The 19,548-nt window shown below is 72.0% G+C and carries 17 protein-coding genes and 2 pseudogenes; 11 read left to right on the forward strand and 8 right to left on the reverse strand.

Features of this window, described 5'->3' with window-relative positions:
• Nucleotides 1-82: 82 nt before the first annotated feature.
• Nucleotides 83-469, reverse strand: a complete 387-nt coding sequence (locus ACZ4WQ_RS30885) for a hypothetical protein (protein ID WP_398373660.1) — start codon at nt 467-469, stop codon at nt 83-85.
• A gap of 14 nt (nt 470-483) precedes the next feature.
• On the opposite strand from ACZ4WQ_RS30885, the gene ACZ4WQ_RS30890 reads away from it, so the two are divergent.
• Both ACZ4WQ_RS30890 and ACZ4WQ_RS30895 read left to right on the forward strand, forming a co-directional pair.
• Nucleotides 484-609 carry a hypothetical protein gene (locus tag ACZ4WQ_RS30890; protein ID WP_398373661.1) on the forward strand — a complete coding sequence of 42 codons (126 nt, stop codon included), beginning with the start codon at nt 484-486 and terminating at the stop codon, nt 607-609.
• 1,010 nt (nt 610-1,619) lie between these two features.
• Complete coding sequence (locus tag ACZ4WQ_RS30895) at nt 1,620-3,776, forward strand: acyltransferase family protein (RefSeq protein ID WP_385336723.1); 2,157 nt, start codon at nt 1,620-1,622, stop codon at nt 3,774-3,776.
• A gap of 62 nt (nt 3,777-3,838) precedes the next feature.
• Here ACZ4WQ_RS30895 and ACZ4WQ_RS30900 read toward each other — a convergent pair whose 3' ends face one another.
• From ACZ4WQ_RS30900 to ACZ4WQ_RS30915, 4 genes and pseudogenes are all read right to left on the reverse strand, one after another.
• Nucleotides 3,839-4,759, reverse strand: a complete 921-nt coding sequence (locus ACZ4WQ_RS30900) for a CU044_5270 family protein (protein ID WP_311725378.1) — start codon at nt 4,757-4,759, stop codon at nt 3,839-3,841.
• On the reverse strand, nt 4,752-5,372 hold the full coding sequence (locus ACZ4WQ_RS30905) for an RNA polymerase sigma factor (RefSeq protein ID WP_394816776.1): 621 nt from the start codon (nt 5,370-5,372) through the stop codon (nt 4,752-4,754). The genes ACZ4WQ_RS30900 and ACZ4WQ_RS30905 overlap by 8 nt, the downstream gene beginning before the upstream one ends.
• Nucleotides 5,317-5,841 (reverse strand): annotated as a pseudogene (locus ACZ4WQ_RS30910) (transposase); the annotation flags it as partial. The pseudogene ACZ4WQ_RS30910 and the gene ACZ4WQ_RS30905, both read right to left, overlap by 56 nt.
• Before the next feature lie 90 nt (nt 5,842-5,931).
• Complete coding sequence (locus ACZ4WQ_RS30915) at nt 5,932-6,348, reverse strand: transposase (RefSeq protein WP_398373294.1); 417 nt, start codon at nt 6,346-6,348, stop codon at nt 5,932-5,934.
• Between the two features lie 181 nt (nt 6,349-6,529).
• On the opposite strand from ACZ4WQ_RS30915, the gene ACZ4WQ_RS30920 reads away from it, so the two are divergent.
• Nucleotides 6,530-7,273, forward strand: coding sequence for a hypothetical protein (locus ACZ4WQ_RS30920; RefSeq protein ID WP_398373296.1), 744 nt, complete (start codon nt 6,530-6,532; stop codon nt 7,271-7,273).
• 41 nt (nt 7,274-7,314) lie between these two features.
• On the opposite strand, the pseudogene ACZ4WQ_RS30925 reads toward ACZ4WQ_RS30920, so the two are convergent.
• A pseudogene (locus tag ACZ4WQ_RS30925) lies at nt 7,315-7,530 on the reverse strand (dihydrofolate reductase family protein); the annotation flags it as partial.
• A gap of 227 nt (nt 7,531-7,757) precedes the next feature.
• Between ACZ4WQ_RS30925 and ACZ4WQ_RS30930 the strand changes: the two are divergent.
• A complete protein-coding gene (locus ACZ4WQ_RS30930; protein WP_311725384.1) occupies nt 7,758-9,779 on the forward strand; it encodes an NAD-binding protein in 2,022 nt (673 codons plus the stop codon).
• Nucleotides 9,780-9,794: 15 nt separating this feature from the next.
• On the opposite strand, the gene ACZ4WQ_RS30935 is transcribed toward ACZ4WQ_RS30930, so the two are convergent.
• The gene (locus ACZ4WQ_RS30935; protein ID WP_398373299.1) at nt 9,795-10,355 is read right to left on the reverse strand and encodes a methylated-DNA--[protein]-cysteine S-methyltransferase; all 561 of its coding nucleotides are present in this window, start codon (nt 10,353-10,355) and stop codon (nt 9,795-9,797) included.
• 49 nt (nt 10,356-10,404) lie between these two features.
• Nucleotides 10,405-10,896, reverse strand: coding sequence for a hypothetical protein (locus tag ACZ4WQ_RS30940; RefSeq protein ID WP_311725386.1), 492 nt, complete (start codon nt 10,894-10,896; stop codon nt 10,405-10,407).
• A 228-nt stretch (nt 10,897-11,124) separates the two neighbouring features.
• Here ACZ4WQ_RS30940 and ACZ4WQ_RS30945 point away from each other — a divergent pair, with 228 nt between their 5' ends.
• From ACZ4WQ_RS30945 to ACZ4WQ_RS30975, 7 genes are all read left to right on the forward strand, one after another.
• On the forward strand, nt 11,125-12,222 hold the full coding sequence (locus tag ACZ4WQ_RS30945; protein ID WP_311725598.1) for a LacI family DNA-binding transcriptional regulator: 1,098 nt from the start codon (nt 11,125-11,127) through the stop codon (nt 12,220-12,222).
• Nucleotides 12,223-12,323: 101 nt separating this feature from the next.
• Nucleotides 12,324-13,673 (forward strand): ABC transporter substrate-binding protein, encoded by a 1,350-nt coding sequence (locus tag ACZ4WQ_RS30950; RefSeq protein ID WP_398373301.1) that lies wholly within the window; start codon nt 12,324-12,326, stop codon nt 13,671-13,673.
• Nucleotides 13,674-13,745: 72 nt separating this feature from the next.
• Nucleotides 13,746-14,696: a carbohydrate ABC transporter permease gene (locus ACZ4WQ_RS30955; RefSeq protein ID WP_468022595.1), complete on the forward strand. Its 951-nt coding sequence runs from the start codon at nt 13,746-13,748 to the stop codon at nt 14,694-14,696.
• Complete coding sequence (locus ACZ4WQ_RS30960) at nt 14,693-15,607, forward strand: carbohydrate ABC transporter permease (RefSeq protein ID WP_311725390.1); 915 nt, start codon at nt 14,693-14,695, stop codon at nt 15,605-15,607. The genes ACZ4WQ_RS30955 and ACZ4WQ_RS30960 overlap by 4 nt, the downstream gene beginning before the upstream one ends.
• A 35-nt stretch (nt 15,608-15,642) precedes the next feature.
• Entirely contained in the window at nt 15,643-16,623 is a 981-nt protein-coding gene (locus tag ACZ4WQ_RS30965; protein ID WP_398373649.1) for a hydroxyacid dehydrogenase, read from the forward strand.
• An 81-nt stretch (nt 16,624-16,704) separates the two neighbouring features.
• A complete protein-coding gene (locus ACZ4WQ_RS30970) occupies nt 16,705-18,711 on the forward strand; it encodes a DUF2264 domain-containing protein (protein WP_398373306.1) in 2,007 nt (668 codons plus the stop codon).
• A complete protein-coding gene (locus ACZ4WQ_RS30975) occupies nt 18,708-19,496 on the forward strand; it encodes a sugar phosphate isomerase/epimerase family protein (RefSeq protein ID WP_311725393.1) in 789 nt (262 codons plus the stop codon). Before ACZ4WQ_RS30970 ends, ACZ4WQ_RS30975 begins: the two co-directional genes overlap by 4 nt.
• Nucleotides 19,497-19,548: the final 52 nt, after the last annotated feature.

Consider the following 19,548-nt stretch of genomic DNA (forward strand, 5'->3'; position numbering starts at 1 on the left):
GCGATGCGCAGCTCCGCGTCCACCACGGCGAGCGCCATGGGGAGCAGTGGCCCAGCGGCCGGACTCGAGGGCTCCGGACGGGTCAGTTGGCGGGCACGAGGGCGGTGTCGTACTGCCCGATGGCCCAGGGCAGGACGACGCAGGCCAGCAGGAACCACGGGCTGTACCGGTGCAGGTCCCAGGTGTCGACGGGGAAGCGGAAGTTCTCGTCGATGGCGTAGTGGGGGAACCGCTCGTCGAAGCGGGCCACGGCCTCTCGAAGGCCGTTCTCCGTGCTCAGGTCCGCATCGCCGAAGAACACCTCCTCGACGTCATGGGACAGGCCCGGACGCTCGGCCCCGGCCACGGTCTGGAGGACGTGGGCGGCGGCCCGCTCGGCGGCGTACGCCTTCGCGCTGTCGCGGCCTCCGGGCACCAGCTTCTCCGCCCAGTACGCCGGGTCCATCCGGGCGAGCGTCCTCGGGCTCACGGAAGAAGTCGAACATGTCCTCGACGCGGGAGAAGGACCAGCAGCCCAGGTCACCGCGCAGGACGAGCATGTGCGGCCAGGTGACGACCTCGCTCCAGCTCCAGGACGCCTTGGGGAAGCTGAAGGTCAGGTGCCGGTAGACCCCGTCGTCCTTGAGGACGGTCATCGTCGCGCCCTCGCGGTCGGAGGCGAACCGCTCCCTGGCCTCCCGAAGGTGCTGCATCAGCTCGTCGTACGGGTCGTTCACGCTCATCCCGGCGCCTTCCTCACGGCTTCACCGGCCCTCCAGGACGTCGGGCCTTCCGGAGTACAACGACCCCGCGGACCACCGGTAGCGCGGGAAGCTCAGCAGGTCGGCCGACTCCCGCTGAGCTCCGCCGACGACGAGTGTGGTTTCGTAAGCGGGAGTGAGCAACGTTTGTCGATGGTTCTTGGCAGCACTTCGCGATCAAACAGCTCGGAATTGTCGATGAGAACTGACAACGCTGGAACAGCCGAGTGACTGGCCGCAGGACGTGAAGTGACCCCCCACCCGTTGGGCCTAGCGCCTCGGGTCTTGACCTTGCCCGAAGGTGAAGGCCGACAGTGTGCAGGGCAACCAGACCAGCGATCTCCGTGCCCTTCGCTCGGCCGGAGACGGGATGAGGGGACCATCTATACCCTCGACGGCTCCTCCCCGCCGCCGCCCGAGTCGGGCGCGACGACGGGCGGCGTCCGGATGAAGGCGGCGGACGGGGACGCGGTGTGGAAGTTCGGCACGGCGGGGACGACGGTCGCGGTCGTGAAGTAGCCCCGGGAGAGGTTCCGGAAGGGGTTCCGGGAGAGGTTTTCAGCCCGGTTCGGCGTCGGTCCACGCGTGCAGCTTGTCCGGGTTGACCACGAGCCACAGATCACGGACCCGGCCCGCGTGGATGCCACGCCGACCACGGCGACGGTCGTCCTGGCGATCGGCACCGCGACGCCCTGGGAGCCGTGGAGCCGTTGACGTCGTCTTCCACGACGTCGAGGCCCGGCTCCTTGCGGAGCAGCCCGAGCAGGAACCGGCTTCGGCGTCCTTGGCGAGGTGTTCGTTGCCGGCGCCTGCTCCGGTCCATGAGGACGTGTGATCCGGTTCACGGGAACGCCTCCTGCCCGGCGGACAGTCCAGGACGTGAAGCACACATCCGTGACCCCCCGTACCGATCGGGGCAAGAAGCCGGACGGACAGAATCCGGACCGACGGCAGGCGGGGCCGCCACCGGCCGGCTCGCACAGGGGGCACCCCCCTGATCCCGGCGACCGGCCGGACCCACCTCTCCGGCATGACATCCAGGGACTGCGCGCTCTGGCCGTCGGCCTGGTGGTCGCGGCGCACGTCGGGGTCCCCCACGCCGCCGGGGGATACGCCGGAGTCGACGTCTTCTTCGTCATCTCCGGGTACCTCATCACCTCCGGGCTGTTGCGGGAGGCCGCGCGCACCGGAACGCTGTCCCTTCGCCGCTTCTTCGGCAGACGGGCGATGCGCATCCTCCCGCTCGCGACCCTGGTCTGCCTGGTCACCATCCTGGGCTGCCGGCTGTTCGCCTCGAAGATCCGTTACACCGAGTTCCTGCACGACGCGCTGGCCGCCGCGGCACACTTCATGAACGTCGAGCTGGCGTTCTCCGGGACCGACTACCTCCAGCAGAACGCCACGCCGTCACCGTTCCAGCACTACTGGTCGCTGTCGGCCGAGGAGCAGTTCTACCTGCTGTGGCCCGTGCTCCTCCTGCTGAGCTGGAAGGTGCTGCGGCGCCCGTGGCCGAGCGCGCTGCTGCTCGGCGCGCTGTGCCTGTTCTCCTACATCCTGAGCGCGGAGACGACCGGGACCTCCCCTTCCTGGGCCTACTTCGGCCTTCACACACGATGGTGGGAACTGGGAGCCGGCGGCCTGCTGGCCTTCTGCCCCGGAGCGCTGACCCGGATACCGCGTGTCGTGTCCGGCGCGGGCGCCTGGCTGGGGCTGGCCGCGATCCTCGCGGCGGCGGTGCTGTACGACGACGACACCCCGTTCCCCGGCCATCACGCGCTCCTGCCCGTGCTCGGAGCGGTCCTGGTGATCGCGGGCGGAGGCCGCCCGTCCTCCTCCGGTGCCTCACGGCTGCTCGCCGTCCGCCCCGCGACCTGGGTGGGCGGCCTCTCGTACGGCTGGTACCTGTGGCACTGGCCGGTGCTGATGCTCGGCCCCGCCGCCCTGGACCGTACGGCCACCCCCCGGCTGCTCCTTGCCCTGAGCGCGGTCGCCCTGCTGCTGGCCTGGGCGACCTTGCACCTGGTGGAGAACCCGATCCGGTTCCACGGCGGGCTGCGCCGCCAGCCCGCCACGGCGATCGCCTTCGGCCTCGGCCTGTCGGCGAGCGCCGTGTGCGTCACCCTGGTCGCGGCGTCCTTCCCTCCCGCGCTCAGCTCCGGCGCCCGCGCCCCGGAGCTGAGCGCGACCCTGGCCGCGGCTCGGGACCCGCAGGCCCGGCTGACCGCGCTCCTCGGCACACCCGCGACCGGACTGCCGGCCAACCTGGCCCCGGCCCTGCCGCACGTGAAGGAACAGCGGTCCGCCGTCTACCGCGACCGCTGCCACGTCGACCAGACCGCCACGCGGTCGCCGGCCTGCGTCTACGGGGACCGGTCCTCCGACAAGGTCGTCGTCCTCTTCGGCGACTCCCACGCCGCGCAGTGGTTCCCCGCGCTGGACCGGCTGAGCCGGGAACGGGGATGGAGACTGGTGTCGTTGACCAAGGCCTCCTGCAAGACCGCCGACCTCACCATCGTCGCCGACGGCGCACCGTACACGGCGTGCGACACCTGGCGAAAGAACGCCCTGGAACGGATCGCGCAGCTCCGCCCGATGCTCGTCGTCGCCTCCTCGTCCGAGGCGGGCACACCGGTGGACCGCGTGCACGATCCGCTGCGGGAGTGGACGGGGGGATACGAGCGCGTCGACAGGCGGCTGGTCCGGGACGCCGGCATGCTGATCGTGCTGCTGGACAATCCCTGGCCCCGCGGTGACGCCGTCGAGTGCGCGGCGCGTCATCCCCTGGAGCTGCGGGAGTGCGAGACGGACGCACGCGCCGCGGTCAGTTCCCCGACCGTTCGCACGGCCGCCCGGACGGCGGCCCGCCGCACCGGCGCCGCGGTCATCGACCCCAAGGGCTGGCTGTGCCCGCCCACCGGCAGGTGCCCAGTCACCGTGGGGGACACATTCGTCTACCGCGACGAGAGCCACCTCGCTGAGTCCTACGTCGCGGCCCTGACGCCGGTCCTGCGACAGGAGCTGAGGCGACACATCTGAAAGACCCTCGCCCCACGCCGGGACCGGCACGGCACGGCATGGGGCGAGGGTACGGACAGGCCCTACGGGCGTCGGCCGGGCTCGTCCACGACGGCTCGTTCGAGGATCGCGCTGGACCCGGTGACCTCGCCTTTCTTCTGTCCGCCGGGGAGGTCCTCGACGGCGACGAGACGTTCGCCCAGGAGCTGTTTCGTATCCTTGTCGAAGATCAGTTCCTGCCGTTCCCCGTCGTCCACCCGCGCGACCGCCACACCGGGGCGCCCCGCCGCGTCGACCGCGTCCGAGATGACGACGACCCCGGGAATCCTGGCCGCGGCACGGTAGAGAGCCGCACTCTGCGCGGGCGGCACCACATTCTCCTGCATCATTTCGCCGACCTGCACGAAGACGTTCTGGTCATGGCTCTCGCCTCCCCGGCTGACGCGGTTGAGCCATCGCAGCATCTGCTCGGGATCGGTCGGCAGGGCCTGCAGGGTCCGATAGTTCATGGAGGACTCCGTGAGGGGGAGATCGGGCTCCAGGGGGATTTCGCCGAGGCGGTTGTCCTCACGGAGCAGGCCCGTGTGCAGGCCGTCCACCGAGAGCCAGACCTCCCTCCGGTGCACGGGGTCGAGCCGCGCCTTGCGGCCCTTCTCGTGCAGGGTGTAGGCCAGTTCGCTCTCGACGTACAGAAACTGGTCGTCGCGGATGCCGCCGAGCGTCCTGTCGCGCTCAGCGGCCAGCGCGATGTCCTCCAGCAACGTCGCGGCGGTCTGTACCGGCGGCCGGGCGCCCGTCTCCTGGCCGGACGGCGTGAGCAGTACGAAGGTGACGGCGGCCGTGGCGGCGACGGCCCCGAACGCGCGACGCAGCCGGTTCCTCCGTACCGAAGCCCGTGCGGGTGTCGGTGCCGGGTTCCCGCTCCGCCGGATCTCGGACATCAGATGATCTCTGAGGACTCGGTGACGGCCCGGCGCGAAGTCCTTCTCGGGAAGCTCAGCCACGGTTCTCCTCCTTGACGGGCTCGACCGAAGTGGTGCGTTCCCCTCTCGTCCATCCATTCGTCTGCCCGTGTTTGGACGGAGGTTCCATATGTTTCGCGAGTTTTGCCCTCGCCCGGGACAGTCGTGATCGCACGGTGCCGACGGGTACTTCGAGCGCTTCGGCCGCCGCCGCGTAGCCGAGCCCCGACCAGACGCAGAGAGCCAGGACTTCACGCTCGGTCCTCTTCAGTTCCGACAGCGCCGCCTGTACGAGGCCCAGTTGGGCCTCGTCGTCGAGGCGGCCGACGAGCTCCTCGGCGAAGTCGCGCTCGACCCCGCCCCGGGGGAGTCGCGCCACGGCGGCCGCGTGTCTTCGGGCCGACCTGCGTGTGTTGCGCGCGATGTTGGTGGCGATCCCGAGCAGCCAGGGCCGTAACGAGTCGCCCTCCTCGGCCACCCTTCCGCGCAGGCGCCAGGCGTCGAGGAAGGTCAGGGACACGATGTCCTCCGCCAGTGCCCAGTCACCCGTGAGCCGGAAGGCGTGGTTGTAGACGGAACGCGCGTAGGCGTCGAAGATCTCACCGAAAGCACCGTGGTCCCCCGCACCGATGCGTTTCCGCAGAGTCGTATCCACACCCTGCATCTGTCCGCACACCACCACCCGGTTCCAGTGACGTACGCCACACCGGGTGCCCGGGTTGCCCGGAGCAGATCTTGTCGAAGGCGATCCGGGACCGGTCCACGAAGGAGAGCCGACCGCCCTGGACGTCCTTGGCGTCGCGTACGTGGACGGTGGCATCGGCGTGCAGTTTCCTCTTCTTGCGGTTGGCCGCCTGGTCGGTCTTCTCCGGGATCACCGCGCGGATCCTGCGTCTTCGCAGGTAGGCGCGGTTGGCGCGGGAGGAGTACGCCTTGTCCGCGGCCACGGCGGCGGGGCGGGTGCGGGGCCGGCCGACCGGGCCCCGTACCTTGATGCGCTCCAGGACGGCGGTGAAGCGGGGGCTGTCGGCGGCCTGGCCGGGGGTGAGCACGAAGGACAGCGGGCGGCAGCGGCGGTCGGCCGACAGGTGCACCTTGCTGCTCAGCCCGCCGCGTGAGCGCCCCCAGTTCGGCGGCGCGAAGCCGCGCTTTACGGCGCCGATGCAGGCGTCGTCGCTCGTTGCGGACGGGATCCGCCTGCTCGTCCGGCTCGGCTACCGGGGCGTTCTGTCCCTTTGGGGAAGCCCCTTTTTCTCCGCGACGGCCTTCTCCAGAGCTTCGAGCAGCTCCGCATCGACCGTCATCCCGGCGGCGTGATGGTGGGCCCGGGCCACGGTGGAGTGCACGCACACCAGGCCGAGGTCCGCCTGACCGCGCACGGCGGCCTCGGCGATCACCGCTTCCATCAGCCTCTGGAAGACCCCGGACCTGGCCCAGAGGTGGAACCGCCCGTAGACGGTGGACCACGGCCCGTACCGCTCGGGCATGTCCCGCCACGGACCGCCCGTACGGAACCGCCACATCACGCCGTTGACCAGTCTGCGCAGGTCAGGAATGGGACCGCGTTCGCCCAGCGGCAGCAGCGGTTCGAACACAGCCCACTCGTCGTTCGTGAGATCACCCCGGGTCATCCCGCCTGTCTACCGTCCCAGCCCGGCCGGGACGACGAAACAAGAAACCCGTGATCTCAACTCGACACGGTCCCTGGGCCCCACAGATTGATCAAAGCCCGATACAGCCCTGGCCCAAGATCAAGCGCCTGCAGTCATCCGCCACTGTTGGCGACGCGCGCAAACCCTACGATCATCGGCCATGACGCAAGACGAACCCGCCGAACATCGGCAGTTTCTCGACGCCGTTGCCCGAGCGTTGACCGAAGAGGACGACATCTGGCAGTTCCACACGCCGCCGGGCGGGTCCACGCTGGTGGCCCGCGCAGACGACGAGGCGGTGGCGCTCATCGCCGCGGGGTCGCTGGATGCAACGGTCACCGTCGACGACATCGCGCGCGTGGCGGACCTTGCCACCCGGGTGGGAACGACCCCCGCTCGCGAAGGGCGGCCCGCAGTGTTCGTGTGCTCGCGCCGCACACCGTCCGGGGACGCTGTTCAGGCCGCCTACCTGCGTAACCTGCGGATCCTGAGTGTTCACCCTACGGGTGAGGGCTCCTGGGGCTACGACGTGGCCATCCTGTCCAGCCACGGCTTCACGCAGCCGCAGAACACTGCCACGCTCAGCAAGCAACAGTGGGGAGACGTACATGCCGACATCTACGACGCGGTCTTCCACGACGCCCAGCAGACGCCGATCGCCTCATTCGCGGGCATGCGCGCCGAGTTGGCCTGGCAGGAGGAGTCGCATGTCTCCTCCTGGGGGAACCCCTGGGGCTCCCGGCATTTCAAGCTGCCCGCCGGGACCTCGATGACCATCCCCGGCCGCCCCTCACTGCCCGTCACCGGCGTGACCCTGCAGTTCCACAAGGAGACCCGTCCGCTACGAGCCACACGAGAGGAAAGTGCCTTCGCCGAGCTCGCATCCGACTGGCTGTGGGGCTGACGAGCTTCCACCCACCACATGATCACAACTGGAAACACGGCCTAACGCGCCACGCGGTAGCGGAGGTAGACGACTCTCGGGCTGAAGTTGCGGGTCTCGACGAGTTCGAGATCCACCTGGCGCTCGCGGTGGGGAAAGAACGGAATGCCACCGCCAACCAGCACCGGGTAGGCCATGGCCCGGTACTCGTCGATCAGACCCGACGCGGCCGCCTCGGCGGCGAGAGTCGCGCCGCCGATCGCGATGTCGCACTCCCCGGCTCGGCTACCGCCTGACCTGCGAAGATGCCAACATCTTCCGACCACCCCAGAACTACCCGACTGGAGCTTCGGGAAGGGGCGGGCAGGGGGCAGCATCGATGTGCGGCTCCGCCGCGTGCCAGCCCCTGGCGCCGACCGCCGGTAACCGTGATGATCAACGGGCGGCCGCGCCACCCCGCGCGTCCGGCCGGAACCGCCGAGCGGCCCAGGAGACTCTACCGAGCATGCCCACCCTGCCCCAGCAGCCGTCGGCGGAGCCGCCCGGCCCGCACATGGTCGTGTGCGGCGACGACGCGCTCGCCCACCGCCTCGCCGCCGAACTCAAGGACGTCTACGTCCAGCGGGTGACCGTCGTCATCCCCGCCACGCCCTCCGCCTGGGAGCCACGCCCGGCGCGGACCGCCGTGCCGGGGGCCGGGCGCGGCCGGGCGCGGGCTGCCGCGCTGTTCGGGCGGATGACGGCGGCCGTCGGCCGCCCGTCGCTGTCCCCGCCGGGGCCCGCCAACGCGCCGTCCGGCACCGGCATCCGCGTCCTGGAGGCCGTCGAGCCGGACGACGAGGTGCTCACCGAGGCGGGGGTGGACCGGGCCGCCGCCCTCGCCCTGGTCTACGACGACGACGAGACCAACATCCACGCCGCGCTGCGCGCCCGCCGCCTCAACCCCCGGCTGCGGCTGGTGATCCGGCTCTACAACCGCAAGCTCGGCGAGCATCTGCGGGAACTGCTCGACCAGGCCGCGGCGGTCGCCGACCCCGGCCTCGACGCGGCGGACCTGGACGCCTCGACCACCGTCCTGTCGGACGCGGACACCGCCGCGCCCGCGCTCGCCGCCACCGCCGTGGCGGGCACCAGCAAGGTGATCCAGGCCGACGGGCTGTTGCTGCGGGCCGCCATCCACACCCCGCCCGGCCGTGACGAGATCGCCGACCCGGGGCTGTGCACCCTCGCCCTGCTCTCCTCGACCACCAACGACCCGGCGGGCCAGGAGGGTTCGGACAGCAGCGGGGCCGAGGGGCCGCGCATGCTGCCCGACGACCAGGACGTGGCCGCCGCGACCGGGCGTCGTACGGTGGTGCTGGAGGCCGTCTCGCACAGCGGCTCCGCGCTGCCCCCGCGCCGGCTCGGCGGCCGGGGCGTGCCGCTCGGCTCGCTGTTCTCGCGCCGGCTGCGGCGGACCATCGCGGGGTTCGCCGCCGCGCTGGTGGCCCTCGCCATCGCGTCCTGGCAGATCACCGGGGAACATCCGCTGCGCGCCGCGTATGTGACGCTGCTGGATATCCTCGGCACCGGCGACCCCGCGCTCGGCGAGCCGCTCGCCCGGCAGATCCTGCAACTGCTGTCCGGGCTGGTCGGACTGATGCTGCTGCCCGTCCTGGTGGCCGCCACGCTGGAGGGGCTCGGCACCTTCCGGACCGCGTCCGCCCTGCGCCGGCCGCCCCGCGGGCTGTCCGGCCATGTCGTGCTGCTCGGCCTCGGGAAGGTCGGCACCCGCGTGCTGGCCCGGCTCCGGGAGCTGGACATCCCGGTGGTGTGCGTGGAGGAGGACCCCCAGGCGCGTGGCATTCCGCTGGCCCGGCGGCTGAGGGTGCCCACGGTCCTCGGCGATGTCACGGAGGAGGGCGTGCTGGAGGCCGCCAAGATCGACCGGGCGCACGCGCTGCTCGCGGTCACCAGCTCCGACACCACCAACCTGGAGGCCACGCTGTACGCCCGCTCGCTCCAGCCCGGCCTGCGGGTGGCCATGCGGCTGTACGACGACCGCTTCGCCAAGGCCGTCTACCGCACCCTGCGGGCCGCGCACCCGCAGGCGCTGACCCGCAGCCGCAGCGTGTCCACCCTGGCGGCCCCGGCCTTCGCGGGCGCCATGATGGGGCGTCAGATCCTGGGCGCGGTGCCGGTCGAGCGGCGGGTGCTGCTCTTCGCCGCGCTGCCGGTCGCGGGCCACCCGCAGCTGGCGGGCCGCACGGTCGCCGAGGCGTTCCGGCCGGGCGCGTGGCGGGTGGTCGCCCTGGACACCGCGGACGCCGACGGCGGCTTCCGCGATCTGGCCGCGGCGCCCCCGGACGACGGCAGCGGGCAGCAGCGGGGCCTGGTGTGGGACCTGCCGCCGGACTACGTGCTGCGGCCCCGGGACCGCGTGGTGCTGGCCGCCACCCGCCAGGGCCTGGGCGAACTCCTGGGGAACGGGCCCGCCGCAGGCCGTACGGAACCCGCCGCGCGCCCCGCCTCGCCGGGCCCGGCCTGAACCGGGCCGATGGGGTCAGGCCGGGTCCGCCCAGTCCAGCGTGGGGGCCAGCGAACCCTCCAGGGTCAGCAGCCACCGCTTGACCGCGAGCCCCGCCGCGCCGCCCCCGAACCCGCCGATGCCGTCGGCGGCCACCACGCGGTGGCAGGGCACCAGCAGACAGATCGGGTTGGAGCCCATGATCGAACCCACCGTGCGCGCCGCGAGCGCCCGCTGTTCCGGCTCCGCCGCCTCGAACGCCCCGCTGCGCTCGGCCAGTTCGCCGTACGTGATGGTGCGTCCGAATCCGACGGTCCGCTGGAGCACGCGCAGCACGGCCTGCTGGGCCCCGGAGGTCAGCCGCCAGTCCAGCGGCAGCTCCAACTCCCGCCGCCGCCCGGCGAAGTAGTCCGCGAAGCGGCCGGCCACCGCGGCCGCCCGGCGGTCGCCGGACTCCTCGGATATCAGCGGCCCCGCCGGCAACCCGGCCGCGCCCTGCGGGGTGTACGCGGCGGCCACCACACCGCGGTCGGTCACCCCCACCCGCATCCGCCCGGTGGGCAGCGGCGTCTCCACGGTCAGCCACAACACGCTCATCCGGCGACCCTACTGGGGGCCGCCGACATCGGGCCCGGGCAGGATGTGGTCAGGCGCCCCTCAACTGGCCGTGCTCGCCGGCGCCGTTGACGGAGGACGGCGGGCGGGTGGGACGCTCCAGAATGCCCCGGGCGTCGCTCGGGATCGCCTCGGGAGCCGGGCCCGGGGGTGCCGAGCCCGGGGATTCGGCGCCGCCCTGATACGGCTGGACCGAGCTGTTGATCTTCTCGATCGCCTGCCGGGCCTGCTCGCCGGGGGAGCGGGCGGTGAGCGGCGCGGCCGGAGCCGAGGCGGCGGCGAGCGGCTGACTGCGGTCGGGGGCCGGGGCGTGGGCGGGCTTGGCGTGGGCGGCCGGCGGTCGGCTGCGCAGCCGGTGGCTGACGGCCTCGTCGAGGCTCACCGGGCGCTGTAGCTGGGCGGCCAGCCGGCCGGCCTCCTGGCCCAGCCTGGCGATGTCCTCCCAGGACAGATGGAGCACAAGGCGGAGTTCGGCCTCTCCGCCCGGGAGCGCTTGGACGGGAGGGGTGACCGGCTGGTTCATGATCGGGCCTCCAGGTTTCGGGCAGCTGTCGTCGGGTCGGCGTCGCGCGCCGCGCACCGGCGCACGGAGGGTGGTACGTGCCGCGGTCTTGTTCCGTTCACCACCTCGTGGTGTTTCTGGGCCGTCCCCATGGGCGCCGTCCTGTACTGATCGAATGATCGCTACTATGGCCGGGTTCTGGAAAATCCGATCACGCCGGGCGTGACCGACGGAGACGAGCGGTGGGGTATGCGGGAACCGGCGCGGAACAGGCAGTCGCGGATCGTGGGGATCGTGGAGGCCCGCGGGTTGGCGCGGATCACCGATCTCGCCGACGAGCTGGGGGTCTCCATCGTCACGGTGCGCCGGGACATCGAGGAGCTGGCGCGCCGCGGGGAGGTGCGACGCGGCCACGGGGTGGCGCGCTCGCTGCGGCCGTTGCCCGAGCCCGGCGCCGGCACCGGGGACGCGGTGGGCATGGTCGTCCCCGAGCGCAACACGTATCTGACGGAGGCCGTGCAGGGCGCGCGGGAGGCCGCCGAGCGGGCCGGTCTGCGGCTTGCGCTGCACATCGCCGCCGACGAGCCGGGTGCCGACCGCCGGGCGGTCCGCCAGGCGCTGGACGCCGGGGTGCGCGGCCTGCTGATCGCGCCGCGCTGGCGCACGGCGGAGGAGGCGGCGCAGGACCACTCCTGGCTGTCGGCCCTGGAGGTGCCCGTGGTGCTGGTGGAGCGGCGCCCGGAGCGGGGCAGCGCCCTCTACGGGGTCGACTCGGTCCGCGGCGACCACGCGTACGGGGTGCACCTGACCCTCGGCCATCTGCTCTCCCTGGGCCATGAGCGGATCGTGCTGGCGGCGCGCGACGACAGCCCCACCGCGCGGGTGATCCGCGCCGAGTTCGCCGCGCAGACCGCGGCCCGCGGGATCGCCGGGGGGTGCCGCACCATCCTCAGCTCGCGCACCGCGGGCCCCGATCCGAGCGTCGCCGACGCGCGCGCGGTCGACCTGGTCCAGACGCTGCGCGAGACCGGGGCGACGGCCGCGCTGATCCACAGCGACATGGACGCGCTGGTGCTGGTCCAGCGGCTCCAGGAGGCCGGCCTCGAGGTGCCGCGTGACTGCTCGGTGGTCGCGTACAACGACGTGGTCGCGGATATGGGGCATATCGCGCTGACCGCGGTGGCCCCGCCGAAGGCGGAGATCGGGCGCGCCGCGCTGGATGTGCTGAGCCGTCAGTTCGACGCGGCGCGTGAGGGCCGGCGGCCCGGCGCCACCCGCCATCTGGAGCTGCTGCCGGATCTCGTGGTCCGGGATTCCACGGCCCCCGCGGCGGCCCATCAGTTCTGATCGTTTGACCGCTTTAGTTTCTTCTGTTCGATGTATTGACGTCTTTTTAGTCAAGCGATCAGGATTCCCCGTGACTCCACCGTTGAATCAGGGGAGGGTCCATGCCTGGCCACAGACGCCCAGGACGCCTGGCAACCCGACGCCGGGCCACAGCCGGAACCACGGCACTACTCACTCTGCTCGCCCTCGTACTGGCGGGCTGCTCCACAGGTCGCGGGTCCGACACCGCCGGCAACGGCCCCGTGCGCCTCACCTTCTGGTCGGCGCTGCGCGGCAGTCAGGAGGTCGTCGACGAGTTCAACCGCACCCACACCAAGATCAAGGTCGATTTCCAGCAGGTTCCCTCGGGAGAGCAGGGCGGCTGGGCCAAGCTCAGCAACGCCGCGCGCGCCGGCAACTCCCCCGATGTGGCCACCGTCGAATACCCGCAGCTGCCCAGCTTCACCATCGACGGCGTGCCCCGGGACATCACCGGGCTGTTGCCCGACTCGGTGCGCCGCAAGATCCTGCCGCAGGCGCTGGATCTCACCACCTTCGACGGGCGCACCTACGCCGTACCGGTGGACATCGAGCCGATGGTCTTCCTGTACCGCAAGGACATCTTCACCAAGAACCACATCCCGGTGCCCAAGACCTGGGCGGAGTTCGAGAGCTCGGCCCGCAAGCTCAAGAAGGCGGAGCCGCGGTCCCGTATCGCCAGCCTCTTCACCACCGGCGGCACGCTCTACATGGCCGCGTACGCCTGGCAGGCCGGGGCCCAGTGGTACGACACCGCCGACGACACCTGGCGCATCTCCATGGACGACGCCCCCACCCGCAAGGTCGCGGCGTACTGGCAGCGGCTGATGGACGAGGACCTGGTACGCGTGGAGCCCGGGTCCAGCCAGCAGTGGCGGGCCCATCTGCGCAGCGGGGAGACGGTCGGCTATCTGGCGGGCGCCTGGGCCGCGGGGTCCATGATGGCGTCCACCCCCGACGGCAAGGGCAAATGGGCCATCGCTCCGGTTCCGCAGTGGGACCCGGCCAAGCCGAAGGTGTCCACCCAGGGCGGCTCGACCTTCATGGTCACCAAGGACAGTGACCACCCCAAGGAGGCCATGGAGTTCATCTCCTGGATGGTCACCAGCCCCGACGCCCTGCGCGCCAAGCTCGCCAGCGGTGTCAGCAGCGCCTTCCCGGTCGTCCCCGATCTGGTCCCGGTCGCCCGCAAGGAGATGGACACCAGCTACTACTCCGGTCAGGACATCTTCGGCCTCTTCCAGCAGCAGGCCGAGCTGATCTCCCCGACCTGGAAGTGGGGGCCGCGGATGGTCTCGACCACCACCTCCGGCGACGACGGGCTCGCGAAGGCCGGTGTCGGCAGCGGCGACATCCTGAAGGCCCTGCGCGAGGCCCAGAGCAAAACGATGCCCGATCTGAAGAGCCTCGGCCTGTCGGTCACCACCCGCTGAGCCGCCGTCTCCCCGTCTCACCCCTGAGCCGCACCTCACCCGTTGGATCCGAGGTAACCCGTGAGCACAGCCATGTCCTCGAAACGGACGGCGCCGCCATCGGCGGCCGCCGTCGACCCGCCCCGCAGAACCGGACGACGTCAGCAGCGGATCGCCGCCACCGTTCTGCTGACCCCCTTCACGGCACTGCTCATCGCCGTGTTCCTGATCCCCGTCGGCTACGCCATCTACCTCAGCCTCTTCTCCGAGGACCACGAAGGCCTCGGCTTCGGCGGCGGGCGCACCGTCTTCACCGGGCTGCGCAGCTATCTCTCGGTGCTGCAGGACCCGAGTTTCCTCTCGGGGTTCGGTACCATCGCACTCTACTGCGTGATCTTCGTACCCCTCGTGGTCATCAGCGCGCTCGCGCTCGCCCTGCTGCTCGACTCGGGCCTCATCCGGCTGCGGCGGACCGCGCAGATGCTGGTCTATCTGCCGCACGCCGTCCCCGGCATCATCGCGGCCGTCATCTGGCTGTACCTCTACACCCCGGGGCTCAGCCCGGTCATCAAACTCTTCGCCCAGGCCGACATCACCATCGACTTCCTCGGCCTGCACACCGTGCTGCCGTCGATCGTCAACATCGCCCTGTGGAGCGGGCTCGGCTACAACATGATCATCTTCTATGCCGCGCTCCAGGCGCTGCCGCGTGAGGTGATCGAGGCGGCGACCATCGACGGCGCCGGGGGTATCCGCACCGCGCTCCAGGTCAAGGTGCCCATCGTCAGGGGCTCCGTCGTCATGGTGTGCATGTTCTCCCTGATCGGTGCGCTCCAGCTGTTCACCGAACCCATGCTGATGAACCAGGCCACCCCCATGGTCAACTCCCGCTTCACCCCCAACATGTACATCTATGACGCGGCCTTCCGCCGCAACAACTACGGACTCGCCTCCGCGGCCTCCGTGATCCTCCTGATCGTCACCTGTGTGCTCTCGTACGCCGTGACGCGCTGGTCGGGCCGCCGGGAACGGAGAGAGGGATGACCACGACGACACCCACCACCCCCGTGAACGCCTCCGGCGGACCGCCGGCCAGAACGCTCGGCAAGCCCTTCGGGCGTTCCAGGCTGACCAGCCGCGGCGTCGCCAACGCGGTGGTCCTGATCGCCGCCCTCTACACCATGCTGCCCGCGCTGTGGCTGGTGCTGGCGTCCACCAAGAACGCCGACGCCCTCTTCGGCAGCGACATCTTCTCCCTCGGCGACTTCTCCTTCGCGCGCAACCTCTCCGACCTGTTCTCCATGGACGGCGGGCTCTACGGCGAGTGGTACGTCAACAGCCTGCTGTACGCGGTCGTCGGCGCCTTGGTCGGCTCGCTCATCAGCGTCGCCGCGGGCTACGCCTTCGACAAGTACGAGTTCCGGCACAAGGAGAAGCTGTTCGGCCTCGTCCTCACCGGTGTCATGGTGCCGCCGACCGTGCTGGCCCTCCCGCTCTATCTGGTGGCCTCCAACGTCGGCATGGTCAACACCTTCTGGGCGGTGTTCGTCCCGGTCCTCTTCAACCCCTTCGGCGTCTACCTCGCCCGCCTGCTCAGCAGCGGCTATGTGCCGAACGAGGTCCTGGAGGCGTCCCGGATGGACGGCGCGGGCGAGCTCCAGACCTACTTCCGGGTCAGCCTCAGGATGCTCGGCCCCGGCTTCGTCACCGTGTTCCTCTTCCAGCTCACCGCCATTTGGAACAACTTCTTCCTCCCCATGGTGATGCTCTCCGACCAGCACCTGTATCCGCTGAGCCTCGGCCTCTACACGTGGAACAGCGCCGCCACCGTCTCTCCCGAGTACTACCCCCTGGTCGTCATCGGCTCGCTGCTCGCCGTCGTCCCGCTGATCGCGGCCTTCGTACTGCTCCAGCGCTACTGGAAGTCCGGCCTCACCGCAGGGAGCGTCAAGTGACCGAACCCCGTCCCCGTCCGCGCGCCGTCCTCGCCATGGCGTCCAGAACCGCCCGGCAGGTGCTCGACGACCGGGCGCTGGCCCGCCTGACCCGGCTGACCGACCTGGACGCGGGACTCGTCCTCGACGACTTCACCACCCCGGCCGCCCAGCACGCCCTGGCCGACGCCGAACTGCTGATCACCGGCTGGGGCTGCGCGCCCGTCGACCGCCCGGCGCTGGACGCCGCCCCCCGGCTGCGCGCCATCGTGCACACCGCCGGGACCGTGCGCAACCACATCACCGACGCCTGCTGGGAGCGCGGCCTCGCCATCTCCTCGGCCGCCGCGGCCAACGCGGTGCCCGTCGCCGAGTACACCCTCGCGATGATCCTGCTCGCCAACAAGCGCGTCCTGGACATCGCCCGTGACTACCGCGCCGAGCGCCGCCGCGTCGACTGGAACGAGCGGTACCCCGGAGCGGGCAACTACCGCAGAACGGTGGGGATCCTCAGCGCCTCCGTCATCGGCCGGCGCGTCATCGAACTGCTGCGCCCGCACGACCTCGACATCCTGCTGTACGACCCGTTCGTCACCGCCGACGAGGCCAGCGAGCTGGGCGCCCGCCTCGTCCCGCCGGCCGAGCTGTTCGCCACCAGCGACGTGGTCAGCGTGCACACCCCGCTGCTGCCCGAGACCCGCGGCCTGGTCAGCCGCGAGCTGCTGGCCACCATGCCCACCGGCGCCACGCTGATCAACACCGCCCGCGGGGCCATCGTGGACCAGCCCGCGCTGACCGACGAGGTGGTGGCCGGACGGCTGTACGCGGTGCTGGACGTCACCGAACCGGAGGTGCTGCCCGCCGACTCGCCGCTGTACGACAGCGACCACGCGCTGATCACCCCGCATATCGCCGGGTCCAAGAGCGGCGAGCTCGGGCGCCTCGCCGACCTGGCGATCGGCGAGGTCGAACGCTACGTCCACGGCCGCCCGTTCGCCCATCCGGTACGCCCGGAGATCCTCGACCGCTCGGCCTGACGCCGGGCACCGGAGACCCGGGGCACCGGAAACCCGGGCCTTCCAGCACAGGGACAGACGCGACAGGAGACCCACCCCGCCATGCCCACCCCCGCCACCGCCACCGCCACGCCCCTCACCCCCACCGCGCCGCTCCCCTTCCCGTTCCCCGCCGACGACCGCGAGCTCAGCCCGCACACCGGGCTGACCCGCGCCCACTGGGAGGCCGCCGCCGACGGCATGCTGCGCGCCGCCCTGCGGTACGCCACCCCCGGCCACGGCCTGATCGACCTCCCCGGACCGCCGTCGAGATCCGGCGTGCGCTCCGACGGCCTCGAAGGCTTCGCCCGCACCTTCCTGCTGGCCGCCCTGCGCGTCGCGGGCGCCGGCGGGGCCGACCCGCACAGCTTTCTGTCCCGCTACACCGCGGGCATCGAGCGCGGCACCCTCACCCCCGGGCGGGACGACGCCGAGTCCTGGCCGCTGATCGGCCATCACGGCATCCAGGGCCAGCCGATGGTGGAGTCCGCGTCCGTGGCGCTGGCCCTGCGCCTGACCACGCCCTGGACCTGGAAGAAGATGCCCGCCGCCGCCCGGGACCGCACCGAGGAATGGCTGCGCGGCGCCCTGCGGCACACCCCCGCGCCCAACAACTGGTACCTCTTCCCGCTGACCGTCGCCGGCTTCCTGGAGTCCGTCGGGCGCGGCGACGCCGAGACCGCCCGGGCCATCGAGCGCGCCCTCGACCTGCTCGAGGGCTGGTACCGCGGCCAGGGCTGGTACACCGACGGCGACGGACGGGCCTTCGACCACTACAACGGCTGGGCCCTCCACCTGTATCCGCTGCTGCACGCCCACCTCGCCGCCGACCGCGCGCTGCTCGACCACCTCGGCCCGCGGTTGCGCGAGTTCCTCGAGGGGTTCTCGCTGCTCTTCGACGCCGACGGCGCCCCCATCCACCACGGCCGCTCCCTCACCTACCGCTTCGCCGCCGGGGCCGCCGTCGCGCTCGGCGCCCTCACCGGACACACCCCGCTGGCCCCGGGCGCCACCCGGCGGGTGCTCAGCGGGTCGCTGCGGCACTTCCTCGACCGCGGCGCTTTCACCGGGCACGGGGTGCTGAGCCTGGGCTGGTACGGGCCCCATGAGGCCACCCTTCAGCGCTACTCCGGACCGGGCTCCCCCTACTGGGCGTCCAAGGGGTTCCTCGCCCTGCTGCTCCCGCCCGACCACCCGGTGTGGACCGCCACCGAGAAGCCGGCCCCGTCCCAGGGACCCGACCGGGTGCTGGCGCTGCCCGCCCCCGGCTTCCTGGTGCAGACCACCGGCCGCGACGGGCTGGTGCGGCTGCACAACCACGGCAGCGCCAAGATCCGCCCCTGGGAGGGGGAGCGGGCGCCCGGCGACCCGCTGTACGCCCGCCTCGCCTACTCCACCCGTACCGGCCCGACGAGCGCCGCCAACACCCCCGACAACCACATCTGCCTCGAACTGCGCGGGCTGCGCAGCTCCCGGCTCCGGATCACCCCGCTGGCCGCCGGCCCCAACTGGCTGGCCTCTTCGCACATCCCCGTGTTCCCCGACGGCGGCCCCGTGCTGCCCGCCGCGCGTATCGACAGCCTGACCCTGGCCCGCGGTTCGATGGAGCTGCGCCTCCACCACATGGTGAACGTCCCCGTCGGCACCGCCGTCCACCACAGCGGCTGGGCCATCGCCGTGGCGCCGGGCAGCGCCGCCGAGCAGGAGGACGGCGCCGGCCCGGCGGGGGAGCTGTGCCTGGCGGGGGCGGAGGTGACCGGCCGGCTGCTGCCGCTGCACGGCTGGAAGAGCTCCGCGGTCCGCCGGGCCCCGCAGGGCACCGCGTACGGTCCCTGGGCCCTGGTCCCCGAGCTCACCGGCGCCGTCGGCGAGGGCGAGTCCGGCGCCGTCTTCGCCTCGCTCGCCTCGCTCACCGGCGACCCGGACGCCCCGCCCTTGGCCGGGCTCGCCACCGCCGAGGTGAGCGGACCGGTCGTCACCATCCGCTGGCCGGACGGGGGCAGCACCGTGGTGGCCTTCGGCGGCGGCCCGGACGGCCGCACGCCCCGGGTGACCGGGGAGACCGCGTGACCGGCACCCGGCTGGGCATCTGCTCCGTCACCTTCCGCCGGCTGGACCCGGACCAGGTGATCGCCGCCGTCGCCGGGGCGGGCCTGGAGTGCGTGGAGTGGGGCGGGGACCGGCATGTGCCCGCCGGGGACGAGCGGGTCGCCCGCCGGGTGCGCGCGGCCACCGAGGGCGCGGGCCTCGCCGTCGCGTCGTACGGCTCGTACTACCGCGCCGGGGTGAGCGAACCGGAGGAGTTCGACGCGGTCCTGCGCTCGGCCGAACTGCTCGGCGCCCCGCGGATACGGATCTGGGCGGGCGCCACCGGCACCCATGAGACCCCGCCCGAGCAGCGCCGGCGGATCGTCGAGGACACCCGGCGCGCCGCCGCGCTCGCGGCCCGCGCCGGGGTGGAACTCGGGTACGAATTCCACCGGAACACCCTCACCGACGGCGCGGACCACACCCTCGGGCTGCTCGACGAGGTCGGCCGCCAGGATGTGCGGAGCTACTGGCAGCCACCTGTTGAACCTGCTACGCCCGACGCCGAGGCGCTGTCCGGCCTCGACGCGCTGATCGACCGGGTGGCCGCGGTACACGCCTTCTCCTGGTGGCCCGGCACCACCCGGCTGCCGCTGTCGGCCCGCGAGGCGATGTGGCGCGGCGCCTTCGAGCGGCTGCGCGCCCACCGCGCCGCGCGGGGCGGCGTGCGGGAGCCGCTGGATGTGCTGCTGGAGTTCGTGCCGGGGGACGACGAAGCCATCCTGCCGAGGGAGGCGACGACCCTGAGGGCGCTCGTGGGCCGGTGACGGGTGCCGGGCGCGGCACCCGCGCCCGGCACCCGCGGCCCGCTTCGCGCGG

The sequence above is a fragment of the Streptomyces sp. NPDC028305 genome, from assembly GCF_055569495.1.